The following is a 14,697-nucleotide window of genomic DNA, read 5'->3' as shown; positions in this document are numbered from 1 at the left end:
TTATTTTTCAATTTAAAAAGTTAGGTTATGAAAAGGATTGTAAATGCATTGCTCTTATTGGTTATGGCGGTTAATTTTAGTGCTTGCGTGGTGAGCGCACGTGCACCAAGAGCACACTGGGTACGCGGGCATTATAATATTGGCCCTCATGGCGGTCGGTATTGGGTGCCCGGACATTACCGTTAAAATTTTGCTATCGCCGCCATAAAAAGGCGGCGATTGTTTTTATAAGCATGTTAAAAATGTAATTCCGTAACTAATGCGATTGTTGATTTAGATTGTAGGAATAAAATAATACATTAGCGTTATTAACACGATTTTAGCATATGCAAGAAGAAATTCTTTTACAGATTAGCCTTAAAATTAAAGAAAGACGTAAAGAGCTGGGGATTACCGTTCAAGAGCTTGCAAATAAAGCAGAGGTAAGTAAGGGGCTGATCTCTCAAATCGAAAATAGCCGTACCATCCCTTCTTTAATGGTATTAATGGATATTATTAAAAGTCTGCAGATAGATCTGAACAGTTTTTTTAAGGATATCAATTTTCATAAAAAAGATGCCCCCGTTCTGGTGAAGCGAAAAGATCAGTACCAGAAGTTCGAAAAAGAACAGGCAGTAGGTTTTAACTACTCGCGTATTTTAACCAAGAATATTAAGTTTTCGACTGCCGATTTTGTACTGCTCGAGCTCGAGGTGAATGCGCATCGCCCAATGGTGAAAACCGAAGCCTTCGAATTTAAATATATGATAGAAGGTAAGGTAGAATATCAGTTTTCGAAAAAGAAAATTATACTCGAAAAAGGAGATTCTATGCTTTTCGATGGAAGGCTTTCTCACACCCCGGTCAATATTGGCGATAGCAAGGCGCTAATGCTGGTGGTTTATTTTTTTGAATAACATTTTGATAAACAAAGTTTATTAATACTTAACAAATACTTATCTTCATCTTTATAAACCAATCTTAGGTTTGGTAATAGAAACTATGAATATGAAAAGATTTTTGAAAAGTACTTTACTATTACTTTGTTTATGTGTATTTGCCCAGGCACAATCTAAAAAAATTAAACACGTAATCTTAATTGGTTGCGATGGTTTTGGCGGCTACGCTTTGCCCGAAGCGAATATGCCTAATCTTAAAGCATTAATGGCCAATGGCTCATGGACTACACAGGCACGTTGTGTATTGCCATCTTCCAGCGCTGTAAACTGGGCTTCCTTATTAATGGGCGCTGGGCCAACCGAACATGGTTATACCGAATGGGACAGTAAAGTGCCCGAAATTCCATCTATCACCAAAACATCTTATGGTTTGTTCCCTGGGATATTTAGTGTAATCAGAGATCAAAAAAAACAGGCTAAAACGGCTATTGTGTATAGCTGGAGCGGGATTGGTTATTTATTTGAAAAAGAAGCAGTAAACATCATCGTTAGCGGAAACGATAAAGATGATTTTTGCACCGATACCACTGTTGCTATCATCAAAAAAGAAAAACCTTATTTTACCTTCCTGCATTTAGACGAACCTGATGGTACGGGGCATTCAATCGGTCATCGTACACCAGCTTATTATAAACAACTGGAGTTGGTAGATCAGCGGATAGGTAAAATTGTAAAAGCGGTTAACGATGCAGGTATAGCTGATGAAACCGTTATTCTGGTTACTGCCGATCACGGTGGTAAAGGTAAAGGCCATGGGGGTAAATCGCTCGATGAAGTGCAGATCCCGTGGATTATCTCAGGTCCTGGGGTTCGTAAAAACCACGAATTAAAAGACGCGATTATTACCTACGATACGGCTGCAACACTGGCCTGGTTAATGAGGTTGCAACAACCGCAAAGTTGGAGAGGAAAGCCGGTATTAGAAGCTTTTACGAAATAAGATACACACCCTACACGGTTAAAACTTAACAATTTGATAATCTTTATATTGTTTACTAATAGTAAACAATGTTTACTATTGTTTTTGGATTAAGTAAATATGAAAATCAAATTAGTGGTGTTCGGTATGATAAACAACATAAGCAGATATTAGGATGAGTTTGCTTCATCTTGCCCGCAAAAAAGCACTTAATTGGCCTTATTGGTTAATTACAATGCTTGGTGGTATAGCAGCATTTGGTTGTTACACCAGTATGTATGCCTTTCGTAAAGCTTTTGCCTCTGCTACTTTTGAGCACCAGGAATTTCTGCATATCGATTATAAAGTTTGGTTGGTTATTGCACAAATGGTAGGTTATACCTTGAGTAAGTTTTATGGTATCCGTTTTATTTCCGAATCGGGGAAAAGTAACCGGGCAAGGAGCATCATTTTTCTGATTCTTTTTTCTTGGCTAGCCCTGCTCGGATTTGCTTTGGTGCCTGCTCCCTACAATATTGTATTTCTTTTCCTCAACGGTTTCCCTCTGGGCATGATCTGGGGTTTGGTATTCAGTTATTTGGAAGGAAGAAAAACAACCGAATTTATGGGTGCGTTAATGTCGATCAGTTTAATATTTGCCTCAGGTTTTGTTAAAACGGTAGCCCGAACGCTGATGTCGTTTGCTTCGGTAAGCGATTATTGGATGCCTTTTCTTACCGGACTGGTTTTTCTGCTTCCGCTGTTCCTGTTTGTTTTTTGCCTGGAGGTTATTCCGCCGCCTTCAAAAGAAGATCAGGAGTTACGTACCAAGCGGGTGCCAATGGATGCGAAACAGCGCAGAAAGTTTATCACCACATTTTTGCCGGGTATCATCTTAACCATTATCATTTACGTGTTGCTTACCTGTATCCGCGATATGCGCGATAATTTCGAAGTAGAAATCTGGAATGGCTTAGGTATTCATAACAACCATATCTACACGCAGATTGATACCTTGATTTCGGTTGTGGTATTGGTGATGATGGGACTTTTGATCCTGATCAAAGATAACCTCAAAGCTTTTACCGTGATCCACATCATGATTATTTCGGGCTGTTTGCTAATTGGCGTAAGTACATTCTTTTTCGATAGGGGCTACATTGGGCCTGTTAGCTGGATGGCTTTGCTGGGAATGGGACTGTATATGGCCTACATTCCTTATAACGCCATTTTCTTTGAACGGATGATTGCCAATTTTCATTACAAGAGCAACATCGGTTTTATTATGTATGTGGCCGATTCAATAGGCTACTTAGGTAGCTTTTCGATACTGCTATTTCATGAGTTTGGCGAAACGAGTACCAGCTGGATGCACTTTTTTAAACAGTGTTTGTTTGCCATACCATTAATTGGAGGGGTATGTAGTGTGCTTTCTTTGATCTATTTTAGAAGAAAAACTTTGCTTACAAATAAAAAGATGCAGGCTGCTGGGCGTGTAATTTTAGCAGGAAAGTGAAAAGGCGTTTTTTTGCGATATCATTTTTTACCATGTAAGGAATATAAGGTCATTTAAGCTTATATGTTTCTTAAATGGTCGAAGTGGGGGAAGTTGGTGTACGCAAAAGTCGTCATTGCGAGAAGGCTTTTTCGGCCGACGAAGCAATCTTAATGCGCTCGCTAACGGCGATAGTTGTAAGATTGCTTCGTATCTCCCAATGACGATTTCTGTTGAAATCTTTCGTTGGTTGAAGAAAAATAATTAAAAAACAATATTGACATTGATGGCTGGATGAATTAAAAACATCCTGATGTCAGCAAAAAATAAACAATGAATAAACATTTCGATCTTATTGTAATTGGTGGAGGGATTTTAGGAACATTCCATGCTTACCATGCTTTACTTTCGGGCAAATCGGTACTGCAGCTCGAAAAAGATAATTTTCCGGTTGGCGCTACAGTACGCAATTTTGGTCAGGTGGTACCGTCGGGTATGGAAGCCGAATGGTTCCAGTATGGTGTGGCTGGTTTAGATATTTACAAATCCATTCAGCAAGAATTTGATATTTCCGTGCAGCAAAATGGTAGCGTTTACATCGCATCAGATAACGATGAGCGGACCTTGATCCACGAGCTGAAAGCACATTATAATACCATCGGTTACGAAACCGAATTGCTTAGTAGGGAAGCGGTTTTAAAGAAATATCCTGCTATTAAATCTTCTTATGCCAAAGAAGCCATCTTTTTTCCCCAGGAAATTAGTGTAGCACCAGATCAAATGATCCACCGCCTGCACGAATATATGCAGACTAAGTTTACACAATACACACTTAAATACAACAGTCCGGTTACCGCCTGCAAAAGCAAAGGCACTGGTGTTGAAGTAGGTTTAGGAAACAATACCGAAATTTTTACGGCAGAGAAAGCCATTATCTGTAACGGTTACGAATTTAAATTGCTTTATCCCGAGCTGTTTAGCGTGAGCGGCATTGTGGTAAGTAAACTGCAGATGATGCGCAGTATACCTATGCCAGAAGTAGCTTTAACAGGTAATATTTTAACCGGGTTAACCACCAGGCGTTACGAGAGTTTTGAGCACTATTGCCCTTCTTTCAAAAGCATTAAAACGCCTGAGCATTATGAAGAACTAAAAAAATGGGGTATCCATATCCTGTTTAAAAAAGCTGCAGATAATACGATCATTATCGGCGATTCGCATGTGTATGCCGATGTAAACCATTTCGATGATCTTGGTTTCGATTTAAGCCACCACATTAATGAGCTCATGCTCGAAGAAGCAGCCCGGATCGTGGATTTCGATGTGCGCAAACTGCAAAGTACCTGGGCAGGATTTTATCCGCAGCATGCAACAAAACATATTGTAGCTTACGATCTCGACGATCGCATCCATATCCGTACAGCTATTGGCGGTAAAGGAATGACTGCCAGCGCAGGTTATGCCGAAGAAAGCATTAAGAAAATATTTAGTTAACAAATACTAAACAAAAATAAGGGGTTTTGTTAACTAAAAATTGGTATTAGGCTAACATACACATCTTATCATTGCATCTATAAAACCTAAAAAAAATTATAGATAAATGAAACATCTCTACAAGATGAAGATGTGCATGGTGGCTTTGCTGTTACTGTGCCTCACGCCTTATTTTTCCTGGGCACAAACAAAAATAGCTGGTCTGGTGAAAGACGATGCGCAACAGCCGATCCCGGGCGTTAGCGTAATGGTAAAAGGGACTAAAAAAGCTACTTCTACTGATTTATCGGGCCGCTTTACCCTCGAGGCCAAAATAGGCGAAACACTTGTTTTTAGTTCGATCGGATTTCTTCCGCAGGAAGTTCAGGTTACGGGCGCAAACCTTACCGTAACTTTAAAAACAGACTCGAAAAATTTAAACGAAGTAGTGGTTACCGCCCTCGGTATCCGTAAAGAGAAAAGAAACCTAGGCTATGCCATTCAGGAAGTAAAAGGAGCCGATCTGGTAAAAGCCAGAGAAGCTAATCCGGTAAACGGATTGGTGGGTAAGGTTGCTGGTTTAACTGTTGGTGTATCTTCAGAGCTTTTGGGCCGTTCGTCGCTTTACCTTCGTGGTAACGATGTTAATTTAGTTGTGGTAGATGGCGTACCGATCAATTCGGATACCTGGAACATCAATCCCGATGATATCGATACTTATACCGTGCTTAAAGGCCCGGCAGCAGCGGCACTTTATGGTTATCAGGCTTATAATGGTGCATTATTAATCACCACTAAAAGAGGTAAACTGAGCGACAAAGGTTTTACTGTAGAACTAAATTCGAGCACACAGTTTAACAAAGGGTTTATCGCTTTGCCGAAAAGCCAGGACGAGTACGGGCCAGGTGAACACAGTGCCTATGCTTTTGGTGATGGAAAAGGTGGTGGCTTAAATGATGGTGATTATGATATCTGGGGCCCAAAATTCGACGGTCAGTTGATTCCTCAATATGATAGCCCGATTGTGAACGGCGTGCGCCAGGGTACACCATGGATAGCCCGTGGAAAGGATAACTTAAAGCGTTTTATCCAAACCGGATTGCTTTCTGCAAACAACGTTGCCTTATCGTCTGCAACAGATAAGTACAATTTAAGGGTTTCTATTTCCAATAATTATCAAAAAGGAATTATACCGAACACACAGTTAAACATCAATAATTTTAACGTAAGCGGTTCTTATAACATCAGCCCGAAATTAAGGGCCGAAGCCTACATCAATTATAGCCGCCAGTTTTCTGATAATATTCCAGATGTAAACTATGGCCCGAACAGTGTGATTTATAACATGACCCTTTGGGGTGGTGCCGACTGGAATATCGATGACATGAAAAACTACTGGCAGCCAGGCAAAGAAGGTATCCAGTCTATTTACGCCGAATACCAGCGTTACCACAATCCTTATTTTTTATCTTACGAGTGGTTACGCGGACATAAAAAGAACGATATTAACGGTTATGCCTCCTTAAATTACAATGTAACCAAAGGATTGGATGTATTGCTGAAAACGCAGATCTCTACCTACGATCAGTTAAGAACCGAGAAAATGCCTTTTTCTGCTCACCCATACGGACGCGAAGAAGGCTTAGGCGATTACAGGGAAGACCGCCGTAGCATGTTCGAAAATAATACGCAATTGATTTTAAAGTACAATAAAAACATTGGCGATTTATTTGAAATCAGTGCTTTTGGCGGTGGTAATGCACGTAACTTTAGTTACAACTCGAGCTTTACCACAACCGATTATTTAAATGTTCCGAATGTATATAACTTCTCGAATTCTAAAAACCCGGTAAAAGCATTCGATTTCAATTCACAGATGTTGGTGTTAAGTGCTTTTTACTCGGTCGATTTAAGCTTTAAAAAATACCTGAATATTAATACCACTGGCCGTGTAGATAAAAACTCTGCACTTCCTCCGGGCAACAATTCGGCATTCTATCCTTCGGTTTCGTTAAGCTCGGTAATTTCCGATTATGTAAAAATGCCTGCTTTTATTTCATTTGCAAAAGTAAGGGCATCGTATGCAAACGTTAAGGACCCAGGTTTGGGTACACAGGAATTTATTGGTGCAACGCCTCTGCAAACTTATCCAATTGGTTATGGTGCAGAATATACTTCGTCATACGGTGGTCCTGGTTATGGTCTTTCTTCGCCATACAGCATCAGGCCTACCTACAATAACCAAACGGGTGCCTATTATACCAACAACCTTATCGATCTGAACGCGGTAAAAGCGCAGAGCAGAACCAATTACGAAGGTGGTATCGATCTGAAGTTCCTTAAAAACCGGTTAGGTTTTGAAGCTACATATTTCCGGTATATCGATGGACCGAAAATTATCAGACAAAATATCTCAGCAGCAACAGGTTACCAAACCAATACCATCAACGGCCGTAAAACGCAAAACAGTGGAGTGGAGTTAAGTTTATCTGGTGCACCAATCATGACCGACAAATTTGGCTGGGATGTTATGATCAACTGGTCTACCTACAAACAGATTTACAAAGAACTTGCCCCAGGCGAAACATCGGTTGATCAATTCTTTAAAACCGGCGACCGTATCGACAATATCTATGGTTCTGTTTTAGCTAAAACACTAAGTGGGCAGGTGATCCATACTTCAAGTGGAACACCGGTTTCGTTACCGGTTAACCAGCTGCTTGGGCACGCCGATCCAAACTGGGTATGGAGCATTGGTAACAAATTCAGGTATGAGAATTTCTCATTCAGTTTCCAGTTAGATGGTAAAGTGGGTGGAGTAATGCAAGATTATGTGAGGTTAAAATCGTTCCAGGGCGGTCGTCAGATCGAAACCATCCAGGGTAAAATGGGCGAAGCCAGATATCAAGATTACCTGCGTGTAAACGATCCAACTTACAAAGGCACCTGGGTAGGCGATGGGGTTGTGATTGCTAATAACGGTAAACTTAACTTCGATCCGGTTACGGGGGTGATTACCAATTATGGCGACCTAACTTTTGCGCCAAATACCACTCCGCAGCTGTTGCAGGATTATCTAGGCGTTTTTTATGGTGCCAAAGAAAACACCATGATGAGCCGTACCTATGCCAAATTGCGCGAAGTAACTTTTGGCTACCAATTGCCTAAAAAACTATTGGAGCGCACGTTTATCAAATCGGCCAATATTTCGGTAGTGGGACGTAATCTCCTGTACTTTATCAATTCTACTTATAACGATGTGGATGTAGATCAGTACTCGGGCAGAGAAGGTACCTCTACACTGCAAACACCAACTACAAGAAGTATAGGCTTTAACCTGAATGTTACTTTTTAACCTTTAGCAATAAATATTATGAAATCAATATATAAAATCCTGTTCCTCTTTATTATCGTGGCTGTTTGCGGCGGGTGCAAGAAAGAATTTGAAGACAATTTTAAAAATCCGAACCAGGCCGAAACCGTTCCGCCAAACTTATTATTGAACAGTATTTTGTTCGATATGTACGAAGCGCCTTTTTCGGGCTCAGAAAGGTGGAACCAGTACACTGCCGCCAACTATTTCTATTACGCAACCAATAACTACGATTGGACAGGTGCTTCGTTAGATTACACGACTTTAAAAAATGTGGTAAAAATGGAAGAGGAAGCCAACCGTTTAGGCGGTGCGGTAGCTAAGCCTTACCTGGCACTGGCTAAATTCTTTAAAGCGTATTATTTTGTGAAAATGAGTTTGAAAGTGGGCGATTTACCAATGACTGACGCCTTAAAAGGTTTCGCCAACTTAACCCCGAAGTACGATACCCAAAAAGATATTTTTAAACTATCGTTAACCTGGTTAGAAGAATCGAACAATGATTTATCGGCTTTAATTACTGCAAGCAATAAAGAATTAAAAGGCGATATCTACCTTAAAAATGACCTTGCAGCCTGGCAAAAGGTGGTGAATACCTTTAAATTACGGACTTTGATCAATTTGAGCACAAAAGCGGATGATGCCGACTTACAGGTAAAACAACAATTTGCTACAGTGTTGGGCAACCCGACCAAATATCCGGTTATGGAGAATATGGCCGATAACCTTCAGTTTGTGTACAACGAGAGTTTTAACAAGTATCCGAACAATAAAGATAATTTTGGTAATGATGCCCTGCGTTACAATATGGCGGGTACGTATTTAAATACGCTTTCGGCCCTTAAAGATCCCCGGGCTTATATGGTAGCTGAGCCGGCAAGGGGTATAGCAGAAGCCAATGGTTACGCCATTACCGATTACCGCAATTTTATTGGTGCACCTACTGGGGAAGATCAGGGGGTAATGTTGGATAAGGTACAGAAGGGATTGTATTCGCTAATTGGCCGTTATCGCTACTATAGTGGTTATACAGCCGAAAATACTTTTATTATTGCTTATCCTGAGCTTTGTTTTATCAAAGCAGAGGGCATTAACCGCGGTTGGGCTACTGGTGATGCCGAAAGCTGGTATAAAAAGGGGATTCAGGCTTCTATTGGTTTCTATGGTATTAAAGATGGCGTTAATGTGGTCACCTTTTTGAAAAAGGATGGGAAGCTGGGCGAATTTGAAAATTTTAATGTTAATTTCTCTTTCGAAAGCGATTATTATTCGCAGGCTGCGGTTAAATATGCCGGTAATACAGCCGATGGTTTAAAGCAGATCCTGACACAGAAATACTTAGCTTATTTCCGTAATTCGGGTTTCGAGGCTTACTATCAGTACCGCCGAACAGCTGTGCCAACTTTCGATTTAGGTCCTGGTGTAGGTAACAGCAACAGGATTCCTAAGCGTTTTCAGTACCCCAATATCGAAAGAACAACCAACGGCGAAAACCTAAAAGTAGCATTGCAACGTCAGTATAACGGTGTAGATGATATTAACCTTGCACCTTGGATTGTTAAATAGAAGAAGATAACCTGTTGATATTCAGTTTGAAATTTGCAAAACGATCCTCCGTCGTAAAGGGAGGATCGTTTTCTTGAATAATAATTGAATTAATTTTTGCATAAATAGTTTAAAAGCGCTAATATTGCACTCCCAAAACGAACAAGGGTATTTAACTGCAAAGTGTAAATAAGCCTCGTTTTAGGAAATGACCAGTACTCCTTCTTAGTTCAGCTGGTTAGCGTCCCGATGCATCGGGATTAATCAGAGGGTAAGAAAAGATCAGAGGATTTTGATCGGTATTAATGAAAACACAACCAGAATAAATAAATATTCCTTCTTAGCTCAGCTGGTTAGAGCATCTGACTGTTAATCAGAGGGTCGCTGGTTCGAGCCCAGCAGAGGGAGCAGATTTGAAAGCCTTACAACATCGTTGTAAGGCTTTTTTGTTTTATATTCTTGCTCGGCGAGAAGTTTATTCTGAGCGCAGACAAAGGGAGCCCAGCAGAGGAGCCAAAACCCGCAACGAAAGTTGTGGATTTTTTTCGTTTACGGCTGCGTGGGAAGTTCATTCCGATTTTACTCGGTGAGCCCAAAGAATTCATGCTTTGTGTAAAAACTATTAAGTATATTCCCTAGTTCATCATGTATTTAATACTATTCATCACCTAATATTGTATATCCGTCCAGAAATTTTAAAATTTTGTTTAAATATTTTATATTCGGAACTAATCAGAAAAAGGTCTCTTTAGGAATATCTAAATTCCGTTGGAAATTAAATTTTAGTATTTAATACCTTGCTCCTGACGCTCAACATTAAAACGCTCTATGAAAAAACTACTTTTCCTGCTGCTTTTCTCTTTTTTGCTCGTTAAGGCACGAGCACAGAGTATCATTGAGAATATGAACAATTACTCGCCTCCATCTCCTGAAGCTGCAAGTCTTTTACCAAAAAATGGCTTATATGCACTAGGATACTATAATGGTAGGTTAAGTTATTCCGCATCGTTATTGGAAGTAGGTATGAAGGGAATTAATTTCAATCTTGGATTGAGATATAGTACTGCCGGTTTCAAAGTTCAGGATGTATCCGGATCCGTTGGTCTTGGCTGGGGCCAAAACTTTGGAGGTGTAATTACGAGATATGTGGAAGGCCTACCAGATGAGGAAGGAAATGGATATTGTGGGCCAAACCATATAGGCACTAAAAATTCAGGTACTCTGGATGATGATTATTTTAATAAGATCACCAATGCCGAATGGGATTCACAGCCAGATAAATTTTATTTTTCTTTCATGGGTATTTCTGGAAGTATGAGATTGGATCCTTATGGAAAAGCTATCCTTGAAACTACTGATAATGGCATTAAAATTGAATATAATCCTTTTAACAGTACAAATGGGCGAATGAATGGTGGTGCAGAAGAATGGATCGTAAGTGACCAGAATGGAAACCGCTATTTCTTTGGCGGGAGCAACACGGAAACAACTTCAAGTACCTCACACGGAGAAGCGAAAACAACAACTAAAACTTTTATTTCAAGCTGGTACATAAGCAAGATTATTACTGTAAATAATCAGGTAATACTTTTTAATTATATTACAGGCGCCGCAACAAACAGTACCTATTACGTTAACTTCAAGCGGACAAACGAACTTAGTGGGCCTTGTTCCTACAATGGTCCTGCTGAAAATTTCTGGAATGAAAATGTGGATGTCAATATCGCAACCCCCTTATACCTAAGTGAGATAAAGACCCTTGATAATAAAACTGTGGTATCGCTTAATTATGGACACAATAGGGAAGATTTAACAAATGGAAAAGCATTAACGGAAGTTACTTTGAAATACAACGATCAGCTAAAGAAAAAAATAGCGCTTGATTATAGCTATTTCATTTCTACAGATGGCAGTGGGACTAAGCGTTTAAAACTTGATAAGATCAGGGAAATCGGCAAATCGGGTGGAGAGAACACAATGTTTCATTTTGTTTATAATGAAACAACCATACTTCCTGCAAGAAATTCCATCAAGACAGATTATTGGGGCTATTATAACAAAAATTATGGGACATCAAATATAGAAGGGCATGAAAATGGTTTTAAAGGTTCAGATTATGAGAATACAATGGCCTGCGTATTAACCAAGGTAAATAACAAAACTGGTGGGACGCTATATTTCGAATATGAACTAAATGACTATTATAAAAATGGTGCTAACCAACCTGGAGGTGGTTTAAGGGTGAAGAAAAAGTATGAAAGAACAAGTGATAACCAACAGTTGCCAGATTTACTTAATGAAGAATACAATTATAAAAATCCCGGTAGTACCAATTCAAGTGGCCAGCAATTTGTGAGCCAGAATAACAGGGAGCTTGTTACAGAAATGGCGACAATCTTTAGCTTTGGCGGAGCATTTTGGGTTTGCGTATTCAAAAATCATTATACCTATTCGGAACCTTTGATTTCACTTTTCGATGTCAACGAAACAGCAGTAGGATATTCTTATGTGAGTATTAAAAGACAGAATGGAACTACGATATATAATTTTTCTAATTATTCTGATAACCCTGATATTTATGATCAAAGGAAATACGAAACTGCGATTGATCAAGAAAATTCCAATAGTAACTTTAATTTTAACATACGTCCTCAATTCCCCGCAACCTCTTTTTCTTTCGCGAGAGGAAAGATCAAAAATGAACAGCTGATAGACCCCCTTGGAGTCAAGATTAAAGAAGTTGTTTACAATTATAGTCTTACTGCTGCTACAGATCCGATTATAGGAATAAAAGCTTTTGCTCAAGGGTTTATCAACAGCGAAAAGATATATAATTTCGGGAAATATATTTATGCAAACCGGGATTATAAACTTATCGGGAAAACAGAAAAAAGTTTTGTCAATGGGGTTGAACGTTCCAGTATCTCCGAGTCATTTACTTATACATCCTTTGCAAAAAATCTATTGCTTTCAAAAACTGTTACTGATGTAGCGGGAAATACAATCTTGGAAACTTTTTCATATCCCTTTGACCAGATGGCAAATCCGGTTTTCTCAGATATGGTTTCTAAAAACCGCATTTTAGAGCCTATCGGCCATGAAAAATATATGAATGGAGTCCTGAAAGGGAGAGAATCAAAAGAATTTGCTTTTTGGCCATCTGGGATAACAGCTCCGTCCCTCAATAAACAAGCTTTTGGTTCAGCACCACTAGCTACAAAAATAATCTTTAACAGTTATGATGATAAAGGGAACTTGTTAGAGAGTGAGATGCCTCATGGTGTAAAAGAATCATATATATGGGGATATGATAAAGAGTTTTTGGTTGCAAAGATCATTAATTCTGGTTATGCTCAAGCGCTGCAGTGGGTAAATTTGAACCAGATTGATCAAGCTTATAATTATACTGATGTACAAAATCAAAATGAGCTTAATAAATTAAGGTTAAATCTGCCAGAAGCTCAGGTATCCACCATTGTATATGATCCTTTAATTGGCATGACTGCTCAGGTTGATGCTAAAGGGCTCGCAATAAGTTATGAATATGATGAATTCAATAGATTAATGAATGTAAAAGATCGTGAGGGAAATATCAAAAAGAATTTTTCCTATCATTATCATCCCCCTTATGTTTATAACGATGCACAGTTTGGTTCTTTTACAAAACAGGGTTGTCCGATAAATTACATTGCTGAAAATGTACCTTTTATGGTTCAGGCAAATACCGTGTTTTCTATAAATTCAAAACAGGAGGCCAATGCATTAGCTCTTGCAGAACTGAATTTAAAAGGTCAGGAGAATGCCAATCTGATAGGCCGTTGTCGTCCACCTAGCGATATGGTGAATTATTCCTATTCATCAATGAAGCATGAAATCTGCAATTTTATGAGCAGCCCCATAGCGATCCAATTCATACAGGGATATGTAAGGCAAATGCTCATTAATGATCCTATATATGATACAAGGATATATGGTGATGAATATTTGACTTTTCCCGTACCTACAGGCTACTATGTGGTTCAGGGAAGCACCAACATTCCGGTTACTTATCAGTTTGTAGAGGACGGATATGTGAAATTTACCAATACCTGCGGTCAGGAAGATCCCTTACAATTTAGTTTTTCACCTGCCGGAAGTCCTGTTACAGACTGTGGGTCAGGATTGATCCACCGTTACGCTTACGTCAGCGATCCTTATCAGTTACTTTATGTGGGCGCTACTCTTTCTTTGCCTTTTAGCCTCATTGAAGATGGATATTACCTAAAGGATGGAATGAAGTATACTGTTGTTTCTGGTATTATCACAGCGGAAGAATCATGTGCCGTCGTAGTAACGCCTAATTATAATTCTGCCAATATGACCCGACAAGATCAGAGTATTGTAGGTATATGCCAGTCAGATAACTATAATCTTTATTATTATAGCGATGCTACGGTTGTGGTTGGGACAACACTTTATAAAACACCCATGCTTAATATAAAAGCAAGCTCAGGCTATTATTATGATGGTAATAAAATTTACATTATAGTCAGTCAAGGTGTTGTTTATGGAATCCAGAGCTGCCAGGAGGTAGCGAATGGTATTTTCCTTTATCACCCGCCCTTTGAGCCTGACCTAGAGCCCGCCACAGAGATGTTCACCGCAGCATATTCATCTGATAGGACTTCTATGTGTGATCCTTTCCTGGCTAAATTTTCAGTCGACCTATATTCAACAGGTGGGAGCTTTAATGCGCCCCAGGTGATAGGTTCTCCAATTGCTGTGTATTATACAGATAATAACCAGTCTGCTTTAGCGCCTGACGGTTACTATACATTACATGAGCAAGATCCGATGCATACGGGTGAAAAATTTTATTATCTAAAAAATGGAAAGGTTTTATTTTCAAACTGGTGTGAGCTTCCGGATCCTCCGCATTAATGAGATGGCTTAAACGTTCTCCAATCTAAATTTAACACAACTATTTTACCATTAT

Annotated in this window: 8 protein-coding genes and 1 tRNA gene; all 9 read left to right on the top strand. The window is 39.4% G+C overall.

Annotated elements, in window-relative coordinates; all coding sequences use genetic code 11:
* Positions 1-27 precede the first annotated feature (27 nt).
* On the top strand, positions 28-186 hold the full coding sequence (locus LQ227_RS06325) for a hypothetical protein (RefSeq protein ID WP_167346157.1): 159 nt from the start codon (positions 28-30) through the stop codon (positions 184-186).
* 140 nt (positions 187-326) lie between these two features.
* On the top strand, positions 327-896 hold the full coding sequence (locus LQ227_RS06320; protein WP_230145770.1) for a helix-turn-helix domain-containing protein: 570 nt from the start codon (positions 327-329) through the stop codon (positions 894-896).
* A gap of 91 nt (positions 897-987) precedes the next feature.
* A complete protein-coding gene (locus LQ227_RS06315) occupies positions 988-1,878 on the top strand; it encodes an alkaline phosphatase (RefSeq protein WP_230148744.1) in 891 nt (296 codons plus the stop codon).
* Between the two features lie 154 nt (positions 1,879-2,032).
* The gene (locus LQ227_RS06310; RefSeq protein WP_230148742.1) at positions 2,033-3,352 is read left to right on the top strand and encodes a DUF5690 family protein; all 1,320 of its coding nucleotides are present in this window, start codon (positions 2,033-2,035) and stop codon (positions 3,350-3,352) included.
* Between the two features lie 312 nt (positions 3,353-3,664).
* Positions 3,665-4,825: a TIGR03364 family FAD-dependent oxidoreductase gene (locus tag LQ227_RS06305; RefSeq protein WP_230148739.1), complete on the top strand. Its 1,161-nt coding sequence runs from the start codon at positions 3,665-3,667 to the stop codon at positions 4,823-4,825.
* A 106-nt stretch (positions 4,826-4,931) separates the two neighbouring features.
* Positions 4,932-8,159, top strand: a complete 3,228-nt coding sequence (locus LQ227_RS06300; RefSeq protein ID WP_230148736.1) for a SusC/RagA family TonB-linked outer membrane protein — start codon at positions 4,932-4,934, stop codon at positions 8,157-8,159.
* Between the two features lie 18 nt (positions 8,160-8,177).
* The gene (locus LQ227_RS06295) at positions 8,178-9,743 is read left to right on the top strand and encodes a SusD/RagB family nutrient-binding outer membrane lipoprotein (protein WP_230145778.1); all 1,566 of its coding nucleotides are present in this window, start codon (positions 8,178-8,180) and stop codon (positions 9,741-9,743) included.
* Between the two features lie 313 nt (positions 9,744-10,056).
* Positions 10,057-10,130 (top strand) — tRNA-Asn (locus LQ227_RS06290).
* A 420-nt stretch (positions 10,131-10,550) separates the two neighbouring features.
* Positions 10,551-14,642, top strand: coding sequence for a DUF5977 domain-containing protein (locus tag LQ227_RS06285; RefSeq protein WP_230145779.1), 4,092 nt, complete (start codon positions 10,551-10,553; stop codon positions 14,640-14,642).
* Positions 14,643-14,697: the final 55 nt, after the last annotated feature.

Source organism: Pedobacter sp. Bi27 (assembly GCF_918698255.1).
Taxonomy (GTDB): Bacteria; Bacteroidota; Bacteroidia; order Sphingobacteriales; family Sphingobacteriaceae; genus Pedobacter.
This window is presented reverse-complemented; position numbering and strand designations above follow the sequence as displayed.

Excerpts from the sequence above, each read along its gene's own strand:
- LQ227_RS06325 (WP_167346157.1), top strand. The coding sequence starts at position 28 with ATGAAAAGGATTGTAAATGCATTGCTCTTATTGGTTATGGCGGTTAAT.
- LQ227_RS06320 (WP_230145770.1), top strand. The coding sequence starts at position 327 with ATGCAAGAAGAAATTCTTTTACAGATTAGCCTTAAAATTAAAGAAAGA.
- LQ227_RS06315 (WP_230148744.1), top strand. The coding sequence starts at position 988 with ATGAAAAGATTTTTGAAAAGTACTTTACTATTACTTTGTTTATGTGTA.
- LQ227_RS06310 (WP_230148742.1), top strand. The coding sequence starts at position 2,033 with ATGAGTTTGCTTCATCTTGCCCGCAAAAAAGCACTTAATTGGCCTTAT.
- LQ227_RS06305 (WP_230148739.1), top strand. The coding sequence starts at position 3,665 with ATGAATAAACATTTCGATCTTATTGTAATTGGTGGAGGGATTTTAGGA.
- LQ227_RS06300 (WP_230148736.1), top strand. The coding sequence starts at position 4,932 with ATGAAACATCTCTACAAGATGAAGATGTGCATGGTGGCTTTGCTGTTA.
- LQ227_RS06295 (WP_230145778.1), top strand. The coding sequence starts at position 8,178 with ATGAAATCAATATATAAAATCCTGTTCCTCTTTATTATCGTGGCTGTT.
- LQ227_RS06285 (WP_230145779.1), top strand. The coding sequence starts at position 10,551 with ATGAAAAAACTACTTTTCCTGCTGCTTTTCTCTTTTTTGCTCGTTAAG.